At 48.8% G+C, this 18,661-nt stretch carries 16 protein-coding genes; 8 read left to right on the top strand and 8 right to left on the bottom strand.

The features are described 5' to 3' along the window. Positions 1–43: 43 nt before the first annotated feature. Together CGZ75_RS20165 and CGZ75_RS20160 are read right to left on the bottom strand one after the other, a co-directional pair. Positions 44–307, bottom strand: coding sequence for a hypothetical protein (locus tag CGZ75_RS20165; protein WP_089526088.1), 264 nt, complete (start codon positions 305–307; stop codon positions 44–46). 132 nt (positions 308–439) lie between these two features. After that, positions 440–1,738, bottom strand: a complete 1,299-nt coding sequence (locus tag CGZ75_RS20160) for an extracellular solute-binding protein (RefSeq protein ID WP_176444937.1) — start codon at positions 1,736–1,738, stop codon at positions 440–442. A gap of 168 nt (positions 1,739–1,906) precedes the next feature. Between CGZ75_RS20160 and CGZ75_RS20155 the strand changes: the two genes are divergently transcribed. The 8 genes from CGZ75_RS20155 to CGZ75_RS20115 all read left to right on the top strand — a co-directional run bounded on the left by CGZ75_RS20155 (position 1,907) and on the right by CGZ75_RS20115 (position 10,784). Continuing rightward, entirely contained in the window at positions 1,907–3,700 is a 1,794-nt protein-coding gene (locus tag CGZ75_RS20155; RefSeq protein WP_089526086.1) for a sensor histidine kinase, read from the top strand. Continuing rightward, the gene (locus CGZ75_RS20150; protein ID WP_089526085.1) at positions 3,672–4,418 is read left to right on the top strand and encodes a LytR/AlgR family response regulator transcription factor; all 747 of its coding nucleotides are present in this window, start codon (positions 3,672–3,674) and stop codon (positions 4,416–4,418) included. Before CGZ75_RS20155 ends, CGZ75_RS20150 begins: the two co-directional genes overlap by 29 nt. 141 nt (positions 4,419–4,559) lie before the next feature. After that, positions 4,560–6,353 (top strand): carbon starvation protein CstA, encoded by a 1,794-nt coding sequence (gene cstA, locus CGZ75_RS20145; protein ID WP_089526084.1) that lies wholly within the window; start codon positions 4,560–4,562, stop codon positions 6,351–6,353. Positions 6,354–6,721: 368 nt separating this feature from the next. Then, complete coding sequence (locus CGZ75_RS20140; protein ID WP_089522867.1) at positions 6,722–7,963, top strand: ISL3 family transposase; 1,242 nt, start codon at positions 6,722–6,724, stop codon at positions 7,961–7,963. Between the two features lie 104 nt (positions 7,964–8,067). Then, positions 8,068–8,400, top strand: a complete 333-nt coding sequence (locus tag CGZ75_RS26550) for a DUF6442 family protein (RefSeq protein ID WP_425436552.1) — start codon at positions 8,068–8,070, stop codon at positions 8,398–8,400. A gap of 17 nt (positions 8,401–8,417) precedes the next feature. Beyond that, entirely contained in the window at positions 8,418–8,627 is a 210-nt protein-coding gene (locus CGZ75_RS20130; RefSeq protein ID WP_089526082.1) for a helix-turn-helix transcriptional regulator, read from the top strand. 174 nt (positions 8,628–8,801) lie between these two features. After that, positions 8,802–9,254 carry a hypothetical protein gene (locus CGZ75_RS20120; RefSeq protein ID WP_089526080.1) on the top strand — a complete coding sequence of 151 codons (453 nt, stop codon included), beginning with the start codon at positions 8,802–8,804 and terminating at the stop codon, positions 9,252–9,254. Between the two features lie 309 nt (positions 9,255–9,563). Beyond that, positions 9,564–10,784: an IS256 family transposase gene (locus tag CGZ75_RS20115; protein ID WP_089526079.1), complete on the top strand. Its 1,221-nt coding sequence runs from the start codon at positions 9,564–9,566 to the stop codon at positions 10,782–10,784. 94 nt (positions 10,785–10,878) lie between these two features. On the opposite strand, the gene CGZ75_RS20110 is transcribed toward CGZ75_RS20115, so the two are convergent. From CGZ75_RS20110 to CGZ75_RS20075, 6 genes are all read right to left on the bottom strand, one after another. Then, on the bottom strand, positions 10,879–11,121 hold the full coding sequence (locus CGZ75_RS20110; protein ID WP_089526078.1) for a hypothetical protein: 243 nt from the start codon (positions 11,119–11,121) through the stop codon (positions 10,879–10,881). A gap of 338 nt (positions 11,122–11,459) precedes the next feature. Further along, complete coding sequence (locus CGZ75_RS20100) at positions 11,460–12,671, bottom strand: IS701 family transposase (protein WP_089522685.1); 1,212 nt, start codon at positions 12,669–12,671, stop codon at positions 11,460–11,462. A gap of 112 nt (positions 12,672–12,783) precedes the next feature. After that, a complete protein-coding gene (locus CGZ75_RS20095; RefSeq protein ID WP_089526076.1) occupies positions 12,784–14,172 on the bottom strand; it encodes an RHS repeat domain-containing protein in 1,389 nt (462 codons plus the stop codon). Between the two features lie 155 nt (positions 14,173–14,327). Next, positions 14,328–14,618 carry an RHS repeat domain-containing protein gene (locus tag CGZ75_RS20085; protein WP_089526075.1) on the bottom strand — a complete coding sequence of 97 codons (291 nt, stop codon included), beginning with the start codon at positions 14,616–14,618 and terminating at the stop codon, positions 14,328–14,330. 81 nt (positions 14,619–14,699) lie between these two features. Then, positions 14,700–16,778, bottom strand: a complete 2,079-nt coding sequence (locus CGZ75_RS20080) for an ABC transporter ATP-binding protein (RefSeq protein WP_089526074.1) — start codon at positions 16,776–16,778, stop codon at positions 14,700–14,702. Next, entirely contained in the window at positions 16,771–18,495 is a 1,725-nt protein-coding gene (locus CGZ75_RS20075) for an ABC transporter ATP-binding protein (RefSeq protein ID WP_089526073.1), read from the bottom strand. The genes CGZ75_RS20080 and CGZ75_RS20075 overlap by 8 nt, the downstream gene beginning before the upstream one ends. Between the last annotated feature and the right edge of the window lie 166 nt (positions 18,496–18,661).

The raw sequence follows: 18,661 nt of genomic DNA, 5'->3' as shown, positions 1-18,661 counted from the left end.
TTCATTTTCGGCGGATCGGCAGCGCAGAGCATATACTCTAACTTCAAGGCAAGAACGGAAGCAGCAAAGCTGCAGTGTCCTTGATCACCAGTGAAAGAAACACGATTACGTAGGCCAAAATAAGAAAACGCAGAGGACGACCCAACCAAGCCGGCAAATGCTGCAGCGAACGGCTTATACGGAACCCAGTCACAATATCCCCATGACGGATGACATCATTGAACGCTTCACGATCATGCAGCTCCGTAATTGGATCGGTTGGAACAGTGAGATGAAGCGACTTGTCCTCGTAAGGATTATAAGCCATCTTACTCCCTCCTTTATGGAAAACGTCTGCTCTAAGCTTATCACTACCCCCATTAATTTACCATAATTTCCATTTTGAAAAAAAACAAGAACATCTATCGCTTGATCTTGCCTCATTGCTTGATCTTGCCTCTTATTGCTTGATCTTACCACTTCTCACATACACACGAATTGTCTGTTCCGTCCAGCTTTGCAATTGCGTGAGCATCTCCTCGACACTAGCCTTATCTTGCTTCACTAACGCCAATAGTTCATTGGATTTCATGTAGAACTCGTCCCAGAATTCAATCGGAATGTTACTCTGGTCTTCAATATCTAGGTTAGGTTTCAAACGATACAAGGATGAAATATCGCGTCCACCATAGGTGTCTAATGTCCTAGCCGGAAGTCCTAACAGCTGTCTCGATCTAATTCGGGTCATTTCTGAACCGTTCATATATTTGAATACTTTCATCACAAGATCTTTATTTTCTGCCCTGTTATTAACAGCAATAATTTCGTTAAAGCTCATGCCGCTTGCTCGACCAGGATTCAATTCAGAGATAGGCTGTGAAACCACTCCCCATTCAACATCGGTCCCCTCAAGTTGAGCCATGAAATTGGGACTTCTATACGCAATAGCGGCCTTTCCCGTTAAGAAAACATCTCCATTTATTAATTCTTCTAGAGAAATATTCGGTTTACTTGCTCCATTTTCAGCTTCATATAACGCCCCGCTTTTAAACGCTTCTGTCGTTAATTCAAAAACATCCCTCCACTCTTTCGTATTTAAATGTACTTTTAATCTTTGTTCCTGCATGATCGATAGATTAGCCGTTTTTCCCACAACATTTAACGTAAAATCAATCTCGGACGACCAAGGGTCTAAACCATAACTATCTTTGGCTTCCGAAAATCTAGCTGAGAGCTGCACAACTTCCTGCCATGTCATCCCATCTTTCGGATAGTCTATTCCGTTGTCGTCAAACAATTTTTTATTATAAAAGAGTGCTCTCGAATTGAAAAATGGAACCAGTCCATATAATTTTCCATTTGCTATTTCCTTCAGTGAATCTATTATGATTGGGTTTATCTCCGCGAATTTGAACGGTTTATCAGACTCTAATTCTAATGAAGCAAGCTTTCCGTCGTTAATCAGCCTACTGAATAACCCCAAGTTATCTATAACCATAAGATCAGGTTGTTTTTGCTCCATTAACTCCTCTACTTGGTTCGTATCCAATCCTTTGGTCGGTATTACCACAAGCGTTAAGTTAGGAAATTCAGCTCGAATAAGATCACCATACATTTGAAAAAAGGAAGATTCATCGTAATATAAAACAGATATGCTTGCCGCTTCTGTATTTTCATCCAGCTCAGCATTATTGCTACACGCCATTAAAAGACAAAAACACAATAATAAAACCAACGTACTACCTAATTTTTGTCTCAAAAAATCTTCCCCCTCCATCAATCTCAGAAATCAGCTTATCACCCGTTCCAGTTTATTCCTCTTAATTTCATCCAATTAATTTCTTAATTCCATATTATTAATCTCTTAATTCATCCACCTTCCTATAAGGTATAATCAACCCACTACCTATGAAGCAGGTGATTGCATATGCTGCATTTGCTGCCGCTCATGCTGGAGCGGGTCGGCATTTTGCTGATTGTCGTTTTTCTGCTGTCTCGCATGAGATCATTCCGCCAAATTATCCATCACGAGCATCGTCTCAAGGAAAAGCTCATGCTGATCGCCATATTCGGCATCTTCGGCATCATCAGCAACTATACCGGGATCAAAGTAAGCAACGGGATCGTTGCCTCGCAAGCTTGGCAAACCGGAGTGGATTATGACAGCGCTCTCGCGAATACGCGAGTGCTCGGCGTAGCACTGGGTGGTCTGCTCGGCGGACCGCTTGTCGGCCTCGGAGCCGGGTTAATCGCCGGGCTGCACCGTATTTCATTAGGCGGATTTACGGCGGTCGCCTGTGGAGTTTCCACGATATTTGCCGGATTTGTCACCGGTCTAATCGGCTCTTATCTGCGCCGCAGGGGCAAAAATATGACCTGGTGGGCCGTGCTCATCGGAATTATTATGGAATGTGTGCAAATGGGCATCATCCTGCTGGTGGCACGGCCTTTTGATACTGCGCTGGAGTTAGTCACGATGATCGCCCTTCCAATGATTGTGATTAACGGATTCGGGACGCTGCTGTTCATGTTACTCGTGCAATCCATCGTACAAGAGGAAGAACGGACACGCGCCCTACAGACACATAAAGCTCTGCATATCGCTGATCAGACGCTGCCCTTTTTCCGTCAGGGACTCAATGTGAATTCTTCACGAGAAGTTGCGGCGATCATGCTGCGCTGGACCCATGCGGATGCCATCTCCATTACGAATCGCGATCAGGTGCTGGCTCATGCTGGAGCCGCTTCCGATCACCATATCCCGCTGCAAAGCCTGTCCACCCAACTAACGCGCAATGTGCTGGAGCATGGACGACTATTAAAGGCGCAATCGCGGGAGGACATCCAATGTAATCATGAAGGCTGCCCGCTGCAGGCAGCGATAGTGCTGCCGCTCAAAGTGCATCAGCATACTGTCGGCAGTTTGAAGCTGTATTTTACGAACCCGCTCCATATGGATCGGGTCGAGCAAGAGCTGGCGGAAGGCCTTAGCAAGCTGTTCTCCACTCAGCTCGAGCTCGCAGAAGCCGAGCAGCAGAGCAGACTGCTCAAGGATGCGGAAATCAAAGCGCTGCAGGCGCAGGTGCATCCTCATTTTCTTTTTAATGCGATTAACACGATCTCAGTCCTATGCCGCAAAGACCCAGAAACGGCGCGTAAGCTGCTGCTCAAGCTCGGCGTATTCTTCCGCAGCAATCTGCAAGGCGCTAGACAGATGCTCATCCCGCTGGACAAAGAACTGGAGCATGTCGAGGCTTATTTGACCCTAGAAAAAGCCCGTTTTCCCGATAAATACACGGTCCATCTTGATATTGATCCATCGCTGGAGCCGGTACTGATTCCGCCCTTCACCCTCCAGCCGCTTATCGAGAATGCCGTCCGACATGGGTTCGGTTCCCTGAAGGGCAAACGAGTTGGAGAAGTGAGAATTCGAGCGCATCGACTGGAAGACAGCATGGTATTGATCACGGAAGATAACGGAGTCGGAATTTCCCCGGAACTGCTCGGCTCGCTCGGCAAACAGAAGATTAAGTCAACAACGGGAACCGGAACGGCGCTGCACAATATTAAAAAACGGATCGAGGAAATTTACGATGGTGACGCCAGCTTTCACCTGGAAAGTGAGCGAAATGCCGGCACCAAGGTCACGTTGACCGTACCGCTAATCCATCATACATGGGGGGAACAACAAGATGCTGAAGGCGTTTATCGTAGAGGATGAACCGCTCGCTAGAGACGAGCTGACTTATATTTTGCAGCGAACGAAACGGATGGAAGTAATTGGCGAGGCCGAGTCGCTGGAGGATGCCATGGTAGGAATTGGGCAAACGAAGCCAGATGTGGTGTTTCTCGATATTCAGCTGTCGGAAGAAAGCGGACTAGAGCTGGCGCAGCAGCTGCAAGGGCTGGACTGGCGTCCGGAAATTGTGTTTGCGACTGCTTATGACGAGCATGCACTCAAGGCGTTCGAGCTGAATGCAATCGATTATATTCTCAAGCCCTATGATGAGGACCGTATCCAACAGTCGGTGGACAAGCTCGTCCGATTGCAAGAGGGACGGGGGCAGCGCCAGCCGTCGGTTCCGCTTCACTCTGCTTCCGCCCCGGGGCGGACGGGCAAGCTGGCGATAACGGTTGAGGAGCGCATCATTTTGGTGGCGGTCAGCAACATTTTGTATTTGGCATCAGAGGAGGGAAAAACGCTGCTCGTCACGGAAGATCAGACTTATCGTGTCACTGAGCCGCTTGTCGCCTTCGAGCAAAAACTGCAAGGAACACCTATTATCCGCGTGCATCGCGCCTATCTCGTCCATGTAGACGGAATCTCGGAAATTCAGCCCTGGTTCCACTCAACCTGTACGTTAATTATGAAAAACGGCTCTAAAGTTCCGGTCAGCCGCACCCATCTCAAAGAGCTCAAACAGCTTATCGGGCTGTAGTCCCTCGCTGAATACGCTTCCATTCATCCCCTGATGAATGCGTTTCATCCTTGAACCGCTACGTTTTATCCTGAAAACGGCCTCCCTCCGCTTTCATTTTTTATGATTAGAGGATCAACGGTTCAAGGGGAGGGCATTTTTATGAATGCGATTTCAATCGTAATTGGTTCGATATGCTTTCTGATGATCGCTTATCGATTATATGGAACCTTCATGGCAGTCAAGGTGCTGAAGCTGAACGATGCTATACCTACACCAGCACATACACTCCAGGACGGCAAGGATTATGTGCCAACGAATAAATGGGTGTCCTTCGGCCATCACTTCGCCGCAATTGCTGCGGCAGGGCCGCTTGTCGGGCCGATTTTGGCAGCGCAGTTCGGCTATCTGCCCGGCCTGCTCTGGCTGCTCATCGGCGCGGTTATCGGTGGCGCCGTGCATGATGCTGTCGTTCTGTTTGCGTCCATGCGGCGGGGCGGTAAGTCCCTGTCCGAGGTTGCCAAAGAAGAGCTCGGTCCCGTTGCCGGCTTCTGCACCGGCTTGGCGATGCTTTTCATCATTACGATTACGATGGCAGGCCTCTCCATGGTTGTGCTGCATGCGCTTGAGAACAACCCATGGGGGACGTTCGCCGTCGGCATCACGATTCCGATCGCCATGGGCGTCGGTTTGTTTTATAAAAAGACCGGCAACCTGAAGCTCGCTTCCACGATTGGCTTTATTTTGCTCATGATCGGCGTTTTCGCTGGACCTTGGGTCCAGGAAACAGTCGTCGGCGAATGGCTGACGTTTGACACCAAAACGCTGTCGATCATGCTGCCTATCTATGCCTTTTTCGCGGCGGCTTTGCCAGTCTGGCTGCTGCTCGCTCCACGCGACTATTTGAGCAGCTTCATGAAAATTGGCGTGTTCATCGCGCTCATCATCGGTGTGTTCATTATTAACCCAGCGATTCAATTCCCGGCGGTAACGGAATTCATCGGCGGCGGTGGGCCGATTCTGCCAGGTCCCGTATGGCCATTCATCTCGATTACGATTGCTTGCGGCGCAATATCAGGATTCCATGCGTTCATAGGCTCCGGCACAACGCCGAAAATGCTCAATCGCTGGAGCGACATCAAGGTTGTCGGCTTTGGTGCGATGCTCGTCGAATGTCTCGTCGGCGTTATGGCGCTGATCGCCGCAACGGCTCTGCACCCAGCCGATTATTTTGCGATCAACTCCAAGCCGGAGGTGTTCCAGGCACTCGGCATGTCCGTCGTCAATTTGCCGCAGCTGAGCGAGGAAATTGGATTGGACTTGGAAGGCCGCACAGGCGGTGCGGTTACGCTGGCCGTAGGGATGACGTACATTTTCACGAAAATTCCTTGGTTCGAAAATATGGCGCCGTACTTCTTCCAGTTCGTCATCATGTTCGAGGCGGTTTTTATTTTGACCGCGATTGATGCCGGGACGCGGGTTTCCCGCTACCTGATCCAGGACTTTTTCGGCGAGCTGTACAAGCCGCTTAAACGGGTCGATTGGGTTCCGGGTACTATTTTCGCCAGTGCGCTCGCATGTTTCATGTGGGGATACCTGCTCTTCTCGGGTGATATAGGCTCGGTATGGGCGCTGTTCGGTGTATCCAATCAGTTGATGGCCTCCATCGGCTTAATCATCGGCGCAACCGTCATTCTGCGTATCGCGGACAAGCGGCGTTATATGCTCACTTGCCTCATTCCGCTCGCTTATCTGTTCGTCACGGTCAACTATGCGGGATACTGGATGGTTCGCAACGTTTACCTCAATCCGGACGCAGCCGGCTACAACGTGCTGAACGCGGTTTTGTCGATCATTATGCTGGTGCTGGGCATTATCATTATCGTCACCGCCATCCGTAACTGGATCACGACGTTCAACAATCCGCGCTCGCAGATGGAGTCGATGAGCTTATAGTGCGGGGACCAGTGAAAACATCGGCTGCGCCAAAGGTCGGCCCTCCGATCGCTCTTGAACTCAGATTTCCTTGAATTTAACTCTCCAGAGAGGTGGAAATCCGACTTCAAATGCGAACGCTGACGCTTCTCCGAGCTCGACCTTTGGCTCCGCTCCTGTTTTCATAGGGCTGCTTCATTGTAATAAAACCTTCACCCTCGGGCTGTCGCCTCGCTTTTAGCGAGCGTCGCTCGGGGGTTTTTGCCTTCAAAATTGGGCTCTAGCTCGAGATCAGCGGTTGACGAGGTAAATCGAGGTTGAAAATAGAAAAACATCCGTAAATCCTGTATTGTTGTAAGTCCTACCCAACAACAAATGAGGATAAACAGATGCCACTCCAGTATATCAACGAAATGCTAGGATTACCAGAACTAGAGATCCATGAAATTCTATCCATAGGTGAAAACGAGGTGCACCTTCGAGCATATCCAACAGCCCGATTGCAGCCTTGTCCCATTTGCCATTCTGAACATTTCGTGAAACGAGAAGGCAAAAATACACCTCGTAAAATTAGGCATTTGTCCTTATTCGGCAAAAAGAGTTATTTACATGTGCCAGCACTCCGGTTGTCCTGTTCACGTTGTCGAATCGGCTTCGTGTGGGCCTATTATTTTGTGGGTCCTAAACAGCGCTACAGTCGACTCTTTCGTAATCAAACGGTGGAGCAAGCGCTTGGGTCCACGGCAGCGCATAGCGCAAAAATGCAAGAGACTCCAGCCAGCACGGTACAGCGGATGCATCAAGACGCTATTCCCGCAGAGAGTGAGCGACTCGTGCAACAAGCTTGGAATGAAGCCAAGCAGATGGAGGGTTTGGTGCTGGGAATCGATGATTTTGCGATCAAGAAAGGGCATACCTACAATACCGGCATTCACAATTTACGGGGCGAAACTATGCTAGATCTGCTTGCTGGCCGCAAGCTAGAAGACTTGCGTGCTTATGCTCGCCAGCACCCTGAGTTCCTTGGCCTTCAACCTAAAGCCGTTGTTATGGATTTAGCCAAGGGATATCACACGTGGATAAACGAATGCTTTCCCAAGGCTATTCGTATTGCCGACCGATTTCATGTCCATGGTTATGTCATAGAAGCTGTTCAAGCTGTGCGTAAATCGGTACAACTCCTATTGACTCCAAAAGCCAAAGAAATGCTAAAGCGACACCACAGACTACTGAATCCACAAGCGGAAACACTGCCTGAACAAGAACTCAGTATGCTTCATACGCTGCTTGGCTACTCTTCGCTTTTGCGTAGCGTCTGGGAATGGAAAGAGTCCTTCTCTCGTTGGTATGATTATTCAGCGAATGTTAGCCTTGCTCAGATTGGTTTTAATCGTTGGTGTCAGCAAGGCACTCAGATCGATCATGAGGCGGTGCGAAGCGCCTTGAAAACCATGCGTAATTGGGAAGAAGAGATCGTGAATTACCACCGTTGTCGTTGGACCAATGCGACGGTAGAAGGTCGTCATAATCGCATCAAAGCCTACCAACGACGACATTACTTCACTCGTAATCGTGATTGTTACAAAGCTGGTATATTAATCGAATGCAATCGACATAAGCTGTCTGGATAAACGGTCAACCACTGATTTTGGGTTAGAGCCCAAAATTGACAAGAAAATTTGGTAAATATATATTTAACAGCAAGACAAGAAAACTTGGCAAGTACTAAGGAGGGATCCTCATTAACAAAGATGAAATTCTGTCGAAAAGCAGAAAAGAAAACAAAAATAAAGACTTATATGATATAGAAGTTCAGACAAGTGCGGGCAATATTGGTTCTATTACGGCGATATTATTGGCTACCATCTTTTTTGTGACGCAAAGTCTGGTCGGTGATGGTTTGGATTTCGGCTTATATGCTATTATATTTTCTGTTTCGGCCGCTGGCTTCATCTTCAAAGCAATTCGCATGAAACGCAGGCGCGATATTGTGCTTTCAATTCTCTATACACTTGCGACGCTGACTTTCTCGGTTATCCATATTGTTAAATTGATAGAAAATAATTAAGTATATAGGGTGAGCCGATGGAAGATGAACTGATTCTGAGAAATTATTTAAAAGAAGCACGAAATGAAAAAAAATTATCGCAAGCGCAGCTGGCAAAATTAGTTGGTGTTTCTCGGAATACGATTAGTTCCATTGAAACAGGACAATTTAACCCAACAGCAAAACTGGCCTTGATTCTTTGTATTGCTTTAGACAAGAAGTTTGAAGAGCTATTTTATTTTGATTGAATTTGATAATTCAGCGTTTGGAGATTTGAACATGGATATTGAGAACCTATTGGAGGGTGTAAAAGAAATCAAATTGGATGTAGAAATCAATACTGATAAAGGCTTAATACAGATTATGGAGTATGGTTTAGGCATATGTTATACTTCACTACTAGAATTGAAGAGGAGGAACATATGGAAAAAAGCAAACTACGTATACTCGTATTAGTTGTATTCGTTGGATTAATTTCAGTAGGATATTTGGCATTCACCCGTATAACTAGCGATAACACTAATGACAAATCAAAAATAATCGAACAAAACATCTCTGAGTTAAATAATACAAATATAATTGCAAAATTTTCCGATATTACTCCTTTTGATTGGGATAAGGCATTTATAATTGAAGATCCTTTTCTCTATGAAGAAGCTATAGATAAACTTGTTGGGGCCAAATGTAATTTGGACAGATTAGAAACGGATATCAAACGTAGGATTGTTTTTGTGAATGAAGGAAAATTTGTATTTGATTATATCTATGATATCAGAGATTATATGTATAACTACCAAACGATAGAGCTGACAACAAGCAGTTCCATCTTTGTAGAGAATGGAACTGGTGGAAAACTCGTCTTAAAAATAGAATAATGATAATACTTTTGATGATATACAAAGAAAAAAGCCGCAGAAATTCAGTTAGCCTGTTGGGTTCTCTCAACAGGCTTTATTTATGTTCAACATAAATCATTCATCACGTAAATTAATTATAAACGTTTGGTCATAATTATACCCATAATCCCCTTTATTTGAATACGGCGGCCCTGTCGTTCTTAACTTGCTTTGGAGAGTAATTCACCTTAGACATCTTTGACTTCGGTCAGCTGGAGTCTGTAAAATAGATTGTGTAAACTCCCAAACCTATTAAAATGGTCGTATACGAAAGGCTGGGGAGTACACATGGGATTATGGACGAAAGAGCAGCTACGAGCTTTCATTAAGGAGAACAAATTGGTCTCCGCACAGGATGCTCAGAATGCGCTAAAAGATCTGTTTGCCGAGACGCTTCAAGAGATGCTTGAAGCCGAGATGGATACGCATTTAGGCTACTCCAAGCATGACATTCAGAACAAGCAGACGAAGAATAGTGGCAATGGGAAGAGCAAGAAGAACATCGTAAGCGAGTATGGCGAGCAGGAAATCAGCATCCCTCGTGACCGTGATGGCGAGTTTGAGCCTCTTGTCGTGAAGAAGCACCAATCTAACGTAACTGGCATTGAGGATCAAATTATTGCCCTTTACGCCAAAGGTGTAAGTACTCGGGAGATCCAGGATCACCTGCAGAATCTGTATGGAATCGACCTTTCTCCGACCTTCATTTCGAACGTGACGAACAAGATTATTCCGCTCATCAAAGAGTGGCAAAACCGGCCGCTGCAGTCCGTGTATGCGGTTGTCTTTCTCGATGCCATTCACTTCAAGGTCAAGCAAGACGGGGCGATTGTGAACAAGGCGGCTTACATGGTGATTGGCATTGACTTAGAGGGTTGCAAAGATGTACTCGGCATGTGGATCGGCGAGAACGAGTCCTCCAAGTTCTGGCTTAATGTCCTAAATGACCTGAAAAACCGCGGAGTCCAAGACATTCTCATCACCTGTGTCGACAACTTGAACGGCTTCACGCAAGCAATCTCCGCCTGTTATCCGCAGACCGAAATCCAGAAGTGTATCATCCATCAGATCCGTAATTCCACGCGGTTTGTCTCCTACAAGGACATCAAAAAGGTCACTGCGGACCTGAAGCCCATCTATAAGGCAGTTAACGAAGAGATGGCGTTACTAGAGCTCGATCGTTTCGAGGAAACATGGGGCACCAAATACCCGCTCATTGTGAAATCCTGGCGCAACAACTGGGACGAGCTCGCGACGTTCTTTAAGTACCCCGCAGAAATTCGCAAGATTATCTACACAACCAACATCATGGAGAGCTACCACCGTCAGTTGCGCAAGGTGACGAAAGGCAAGAGTATCTTTCCAACAGATGATTCCTTGCTCAAAATGCTTTACTTGGCCACGATGGACGTGACACGCAAATGGACAGGCCGCGTTCAAAACTGGGGGCAAATGCTTCTCCAGCTATCCGTCTTCTTCCCGGATCGCATCGGGCATTTTCTCAAATAAATTTCATTCTTCTCCCCGAGGGGAGAAGCCTAGTAAGAGAGTTTACACAAAATATTTGACAGACCCAATAAAACTGACAATTAGACCTCATCAACTAAAAAATTGAATTCACTTCAACTTCATCCCAAATATTTTCAATTGATTTCGAGTTTATCCTAGCGTCTTTTAAAAGAGAAATACAGTTTGGATAGGTTTCGAATTTATCATCGCCGAACTTTGTGAAATGCCATTCGCTCTTATTATGACTAATAGAGTATTGGTCTCCCTGGAAACTAAATTCAACTTCATGCCCTATTTTTAAATCATTAGCTAATTCTTCAAATGAATATTTCAACATATTCACCTCTCTACTACTATTTTCTTATTGGTTTATTGGGATTACTCCAGTCCCATAAGTGTTCGTGAGGAACCTTAGGATGTTGTTTAGGGTTTCCATGATCTGTAAAATCAACGTCCTTTTTAGGCCTACCATTTTTATCGTAGTACCTCCGTTGAATAAGTTGTCCATTATTATCGACACGATCCATTGAGGAGCCGGGTCTTCCATTAATTGGTAACTTATTCCCTTTAATAGTCGAATGATTCTTGAGCGGGGCATACTTACCCTTGCTTGACTTCCGAACAGCTTTTTTACTATAAATGAGCAAAAACGGATACAAAAAATCCCAAAATAGGTCAAGCCAACTTGAACTGTTCACGAACTACGTGAAATGGAATGCCGTTCTTGCCGCAATCGTAGACAAACTGAAGTCGGTCCAGTTGGACTTGCTTCCGAACCGTACGCAATCCTTCGCCAAAAGGGCAGGGTTGCCCTAACCCTGTAGTACAGTACAAATGTGTCCAAGCCAGCAACGCCCACAGGCGGGTAAATGCCGTTGCTGAACGAACCTGGTAGGTATCGAAGCCAAGATTGTTTTTGGACTGGCGGAAAAAAATCTCAATGGGCCAACGCTTGCTGTAATACATGGAAATCGTTTCCGTATCCAAGGAAACATCCGTGCACAAAAAAGCGCGTAGCGCTTTAGGCACACCAAACGCTTGCTCCGGCCAGCACAGCAGAACGGCAGCATTTTCAATATCGTTCAAGGCGCCTTCATATCGGTATGTCCAGTATGAAGTTCCGTTCACGGTCACAAGGCGAACGTCTTCTTTGCGGATATGGGCGGAAAAATCCTTTAGGGAGATACGGATCCCTTGCGGGTAGATAATCCGATTGGTTTTAAGACCACCAATAAGATGGTAGCCAGCAGAGGCGTAGCTGTCGATTACGCGAGAGCAAGTGAACCAAGAATCCACAAGCACGTAACCGCCATGAGGCGGAAGAGGCAGCGTAGCGGCTATATCGCACACATGATCTATTTTTGTATACACCGTGCCGTCGGGATTCGTTTTCGTTTTGTCGTACAAGTCAATGGAATGGATCAAAGAAGTGTCGTTACTTTGGACCACCGTCGCTTGAACTTGATGGCCCCAAACCACTTTTCCTTCCAAGTGAGAATGATGAAACCCGGTCTGCTCCATCGGAGATTGCGCCTGTGACGAAGGCTTTGTCTTCTTGGAGATCGTATCATCATGAATAACAAACAGCGGCTCTGCTGTCTGCTTGGCTATTTGAACCACGTACCGAAGTGATTCGACCTTGACTTTGTTTTGCAACACCGCTTCATCCCACTTGCCTTCGGCCAGAAAATGCCCAAGTGTCGTACGGTGGCAGCTACTATACTCGGCTAGATCCACTACCTTGCCACGAAAACCTTTCGCTGCAGCCGCCGCCATGTATGTCTCGATATGTGCCACGACCGGCTTAGAAAAATACAGCGGTAACCGGTGTTGTAACAAGTAATTGCGAAGCGCGGCATGATCGGGTAGGATGGCAGTATGAGACATAGCAATTTCTCCTTGGTGAAAATCAGTTGTGGTGACTACTTTTTACCACAAGGAGAATGCTTTGTCTCTCTTCTTTTTTGTTTTACAGTTTACTGGAAGTGAATTTGCTCATTTATAGTTTTTTAGCTACTTTTTTAACTACTTGCTTAGCTACCCATTTTCCGCCCACTTTAACGAAAATAATAAAAACTGGAACAAGGAAAAATGGAAGCTCCCCATTATCATCCGTCAACGTTACTGGGTTGTTGATCGCGTAGCTATAATCATTCAGCGTCACCGGATGATCCGGAAGGCCAAACGCCGGGTCGGTCGAGATGAAGCGGCCCAGGTTCGGATTATAGTACCGGGACATCAAATAATACAGTCCCGTTGCCGAGTCGTACTGATACTCCGCGTAACGGTACGGGTTGGCTTCCGCCATCGCTCCGCTTTGCTGCAGGATGTTGCCCCATGCGTCGTATTCATACGCGGCTACTACGTTGCCTGTTGAATCCGTCAACCGAACGACGTCGCCGTGGCCGTTCAGGTGATAAGAATAGGTTTGCCCATCCATCGCAACCGGGTTGTCTTCTTCATCCCAAATGTATCGAACCGTGATTCGATTGGAGGCATCCGTTTCATACAGAACACGGTTTCCTTCGTAGAAGTAGTTGGTTGTTCCTTTTGCCGTTACCGTTTGAATCCGGCGACCCTGCTCGTCGTAGCTTGCTTTGAAGATTACTTTACCGGACGTATCTTTGACTTCCGTCAACTGGTCCAATACATCGTAAGCATAACTGTTTTTGCCGTCGGACAGAAGATTTCCATTTTCATCATAGCTGTATGCCTGACCATTAACCGCACTCAGCTGACTGCCTTTGTTGTTGAAAGTATACGTTGTGCTTGTCGTTTGTCCTGCTTTTAGAATCGATTTAGATGTTCGATTGCCAAGCTTGTCATACGTATACGATATTTCGGTACCGTCTGCCAGCACCTCTTTGGTAAGCTGATCTTTTTCATCGTACGTGTAACGGACTGTTCCCTGCTGAGACTGAATTGTCTCGACGTTTCCATTGCGATCATACGTAAAGGTTTGCTCGTAAATCGGCGTTTTGTCTTTTTGGTAGGTACCGTATGACCTCAATTGGTCCTTACCGGCTTCATACGACGCGGCCGTCGATATGCCGTTGGCTCTATCCGCAGCAGTCAAGCTACCCGTATCGTTATAGTGGAACGTTATTAAAGACTGCTTGTCTTTCGTCAGCGTCTTCAGCTCGCCCGAATCAGTGTATACGTACTCCAGCGTTGATGCAGGGCTTCCAGGCGCCGAGTAGGTCAAGCTCTTCAGCCAATTATTGTCGTAATAAAGGTAACCTTTTGTGTTGCCGCGATCGACTTCTTGTTTGACCTGACCGTCATCAAAATACAAAAAGCTTCTCCAATTATTGTTGACCGATTTCAAGTTTCCGTTTGTATCGTAATCATAGTCCCAGCTAATTTCACCGGCTGTTTTGATGTCCAATTGATTCAGAGCCGTATAAGTATAGCTGATGTTGTCGCCGTTAGGCGTTTTTGTCTCTTTCCGATTGCCATTTGCATCATAGCTATAAGTCGTTGTTTTGCCTAAAGCGTTCGTAAAAGAGAGCGGCTGGTTCTGTCCATTATAAGTGAGACTTTCTACGGCTTTGTATTCAGCTTAACTTCGGTCAGATTGCCAACCAGGTCATAGCCATAGTTGGTCATGCTGCCGTCCGCTTCTGTTGCCTGTACAAGTCTGGAAAGCTTGTCGTATTGGAATCCGGTGAGGTTACCTTTTCCATCCTTCTGCTCCAGAACGTTGCCAAGCGCATCAGACTTGGTTACAGTTACGACGCCGGAAGCATCAGTAGACGTTTCGACGTAGTTTCCTTGTGCATCATAGCTGTAACCCGTCGAAGTTTGATCGGGATAATAAAATAAAAATCTCAAAAGTAAATGATGTGTCTAATAAAAAACAGGCCCCTTATGTAGGAGCCTGCATGGTAAATAATCCTTGTCGGTTGTCTCGAGCTACGCTTTCGGCCCTGCACTCGCAGCCACGTCGGTCTCCGCAGCATCCGGGGAAGTTGCTCCGCTGCCATGCGGCGCAACTGCCTCCTGCAAAGCTTCACTGCAACGTTCTCCATGCTGCGTAGCTTCGAGAGCAGCTTCTCCGGTCGGAGATGCACCTCCGCTGTTAGCTCCATTACCGCCAAGCTCCCCGCTTCCCTCCACAGCTCCCGCCGTCTCGCGTCTCAACTGGCTGTTGTACAGCTCGCTGTAAAATCCGCCCTGACTCAAAAGCTCATCATGCGAGCCTTGCTCCAGCAGCCGTCCGTCCTTCAGGACGAGAATGCGGTCAGCTTCGCGGATCGTGCCGAGCCGATGAGCGATGACAAAGCTGGTGCGGCCGCTCATAAGTCGCTGCAGTCCCTCCTGGATTTTGATCTCCGTCACGGTGTCTATACTGCTGGTCGCTTCATCCAGCACGAGCATGGACGGATTAGCGAGAATGGCGCGGGCAATGGCAAGCAGCTGGCGCTGGCCGCTGCTGATGCCGTTGCCGTCGGCGCTCAGCATTTTGTCGTAGCCACCCTTCAGCCTGACGATAAAACCATGAGCGTTGGCGAGCTTCGCCGCCGCCTCGACCTCTTCATCGGCAGCGTCCAGCCGGCCATAACGGATATTCTCTCGAATCGTACCTGCAAACAGGAACGAGTCCTGCAGCACAAATGCCATCCCCGAGCGCAGACTGTCGCGGCGAATCGTCGAGAGATCGCGTCCATCCAGCGTGATGCGTCCTTCGGTCGGCTCATAAAAACGCGACAGCAGGTTGATGAGCGTCGTTTTGCCCGCGCCAGTGGGACCAACAAGGGCGATCATCTCGCCAGGCTTAGCCTGGAAGGTTACGCCTGACAAAATCGGGCGGCCCTCTTCGTAGGCGAAGCCGACATTTTCAAAATGGACTTCTCCCTCTACACGCTCCAAGGCCACCGCTCCGCTGTTCTCGCGCTCCTCAGGCTCCTCGTCCATAATCTCGAATACCCGCTCCGCACCGGCGATAGCCGACAGCAGCGTATTCCATTGGTTGGCGAGATCGTTGAGCGGCCGGGTGAACTGGCGGGAATACTCGGCGAACACGATAATCGTGCCGACTGTAATGACATCACGCACCGCAAGGATACCGCCAACGCCAGCGATGAGAGCGAAGCTAAGGTTATTGAGGTTGTTCATCAATTTAGGAATGAAACCGGAGATCGTTTGCGCCCAGAAACCGGCAACTCGGATGCTCTCATTGCGTTCGCGGAACTCGCCCTGCACCCGTTCTTCCTGTGAAAAAGCCTTAATGATGCGCTGCCCGGAAAGCGTCTCTTCAATATATCCGTTCAGCTCGCCGAGGCTGCGCTGACGCACTTTGAATAACGGACCGGTCCGCTTGGTGATCCAGCGCATCCCGAAGACCATGATTGGCACGACCGTGAAAGTAACGAGCGTCATTAACGGGCTTAGCCACAGCATAACCGAGACGGTGCCAACTAGTGTCAGCACGCTGGAAAAAATTTGAATCGCCGAGCTATTCAGGGTTGAGCTGACATTTTCGACGTCATTGGTTAAACGGCTCATGATCTCGCCCTGCTGCCTGCGCCCGTAGAAGGGAATCGGAAGTCGATGCAGATGCGCAAAAAGATCCGTCCGCAGCCGATAAACCGTCTCCTGAGCGATCGAAATCATCCAGATATTATGTGTCCAGGACACAACGGAAGTCAGTACATACACCGCGCCAAGCGCAGCCAGGAACCAGCCCCAAGGAATCCCCGGCGCGCTGTCCCCCATCTTCAGGTAAAGGTCAACCGCCTGACCGATCAAGTACGGCCCGAGCAGGGCCAGGCCAGAGCTGATCGCAACGAGCGCCAGCACCGCAAACAGCTTTAGCTTACGTTTAGCGAGATAGCCCCATAGGCGCTCCAGTGTGCCGGACATGTTTTTGGCCCTTTGCTTGGGGCGTTTGCCCCCCTTATGCCCTCCGCCCTGCGCCACTTCCGGCAACGCGGCCACACTATCCGTATCCGGCTTAGGAACGCGGAAAGGCTCTAGAAGTCCCTTAAGCATGGCGCGCCTCCTTTCCATACTGCGACTCATAGATGCGGCGATAGAGCCCGGATTCTCGCAGCAGCTCCTCATGCCGCCCGGACTCCGTCAATCGCCCTTCTTCAAGCAGCAGGATGATATCGGCGGAGGCGGTTGAACTGATCTTCTGCGTAATGAGGAAGGTGGTGCAGTTCATTCCCTCCAACGCCTGCAGCAGCGCAGCCTCGGTCTTCACATCCAGCGCACTCGTGCTATCATCGAGGATGAGAATTTGCGGCTCGCGCACAAGCGCACGAGCAATCGACAGTCGCTGCTTCTGTCCACCGGACAGATTGACGCCGCGTTGTCCAAGCCGGGTGTCATACCCTTGCGGCAGCCCGAGAATAGTTTCATGCAGCTGAGCAGCGTGGGCTGCTTGCGCGATCATTTCGTCGGTCGCGTCGGGTCGGCCCCAAGCGATATTTTCACGAACCGTACCGGAAAAAAGGACTGCTTCCTGCGGAACATAACCGATCGCCCCGCGCAGCGAGCGGACATCCAACTGCTGGGCATCGACGCCTCCGATGAGCATCTGCCCTTCATCCGGATCGTACAAACGCAGCATCAGTTGCACAAGCGATGACTTGCCGGAGCCGGTCGCTCCCATGATGGCGATGCGCTGCCCCGCCCCGACGCGGAAGCTGATCTCCTCCAGAACAGCACGATCGCTCTCGGGGTAGGAAAACGATACCCCGCGAAACTCCACGCTGGAGCCAGTCAGCGGCCCGTCGCCGGATGTTTCTCCCTGCGGTCCGTCGGCGTCCGCATTCAGCACCTCGCGGATGCGCTGCGCTGAAGCTCCTGCACGCGAGAACATCGCCGCGATCCACGCCAGCATGCTCATCGCGCCAATAGTGCGCAGCGCATAATTGACGACGGCGACTGTCTCGCCCTCGGTAGCCGCGCCTGCGGCAATGTCGATCCTCCCGAACGCGAGGATGAGAATAACCGCGGCATTGACGAGCAGCATGATGAAAGGCAGCGTCGACTCGGTCAGCTTCAGCGCCCCTACTGTGCCGCGCATGAGATTGGAGCTTGCTTCCTGGAAACGGCGATTCTCGTGGCCCATTCGCACAAACACGCGGATAAGGCGGATGCCGGTCAGATTTTCGCTAATGACGCCATTGACCTTGTCGAGCCGCTGCTGCACCATACGGAACACCTTACCCGCCCGGCGGATCATCCACCAAACGAACAACAGCAGCGGCGGGACGGATGCTCCGAGAATAAGTCCAAGCTTGAGGTTGATCATCATCGCCATGATGACGCTGCCCGCCACGAGCAGCGGAATCCGAGTCATAAAGCGCAGCCCCATGAAAATCGTTTCCTGCACCTGACTCACGTCGCCCGTCAGGCGAGTGATGAGTGAGGAGGAAGCGAAGCGGCTGAATACCTCGTAGGAGAAGTTTTGCACCTTCGTATACAGCCTTTCGCGCAGATCGTAGCCAAAGCCTTGGCTAGCATAGGCCGCATAATAGGAGCCGACGATTCCGGCGGCGAATGCCAGGAACGCGCCTCCCGTCAGGATGCCGCCCCATAACCAGACAACGGATATGTTTCCCTCGCGGATGCCGTCGTCGATGATGCGGGAGATGATGTAAGGCTGAGATAGCTCTACGGCTAGCTCCAGCAGCATCATGAAGAGGGCAACCCCGGCCGCCAGCCGGAATTTGCCCAGAGACGTTAGAACCTTTTCCATGAGTTGACCCGAGCACCTCCCGGAAGATGTAATTACTTGAACAATCTTTTTCTAGTATAACCCAACTCTATCGATGAAATAAAAGGTACTTACGCGCAACCGCCATATGCAATAAATCACCGCAGAGAAATGAACTTTTCCTTGGGGGCATGACTCTTATAGAGGA

The organism is Paenibacillus herberti (assembly GCF_002233675.1).
GTDB lineage: Bacteria > Bacillota > Bacilli > Paenibacillales > Paenibacillaceae > Paenibacillus_O > Paenibacillus_O herberti.
This window is presented reverse-complemented; position numbering and strand designations above follow the sequence as displayed.

Excerpts from the sequence above, each read along its gene's own strand:
- CGZ75_RS20165 (WP_089526088.1), bottom strand. The coding sequence starts at position 307 with ATGGCTTATAATCCTTACGAGGACAAGTCGCTTCATCTCACTGTTCCA.
- CGZ75_RS20155 (WP_089526086.1), top strand. The coding sequence starts at position 1,907 with ATGCTGCATTTGCTGCCGCTCATGCTGGAGCGGGTCGGCATTTTGCTG.
- CGZ75_RS20150 (WP_089526085.1), top strand. The coding sequence starts at position 3,672 with ATGCTGAAGGCGTTTATCGTAGAGGATGAACCGCTCGCTAGAGACGAG.
- cstA (WP_089526084.1), top strand. The coding sequence starts at position 4,560 with ATGAATGCGATTTCAATCGTAATTGGTTCGATATGCTTTCTGATGATC.
- CGZ75_RS20140 (WP_089522867.1), top strand. The coding sequence starts at position 6,722 with ATGCCACTCCAGTATATCAACGAAATGCTAGGATTACCAGAACTAGAG.
- CGZ75_RS20130 (WP_089526082.1), top strand. The coding sequence starts at position 8,418 with ATGGAAGATGAACTGATTCTGAGAAATTATTTAAAAGAAGCACGAAAT.
- CGZ75_RS20120 (WP_089526080.1), top strand. The coding sequence starts at position 8,802 with ATGGAAAAAAGCAAACTACGTATACTCGTATTAGTTGTATTCGTTGGA.
- CGZ75_RS20115 (WP_089526079.1), top strand. The coding sequence starts at position 9,564 with ATGGGATTATGGACGAAAGAGCAGCTACGAGCTTTCATTAAGGAGAAC.
- CGZ75_RS20110 (WP_089526078.1), bottom strand. The coding sequence starts at position 11,121 with ATGTTGAAATATTCATTTGAAGAATTAGCTAATGATTTAAAAATAGGG.
- CGZ75_RS20100 (WP_089522685.1), bottom strand. The coding sequence starts at position 12,671 with ATGTCTCATACTGCCATCCTACCCGATCATGCCGCGCTTCGCAATTAC.
- CGZ75_RS20080 (WP_089526074.1), bottom strand. The coding sequence starts at position 16,778 with ATGCTTAAGGGACTTCTAGAGCCTTTCCGCGTTCCTAAGCCGGATACG.
- CGZ75_RS20075 (WP_089526073.1), bottom strand. The coding sequence starts at position 18,495 with ATGGAAAAGGTTCTAACGTCTCTGGGCAAATTCCGGCTGGCGGCCGGG.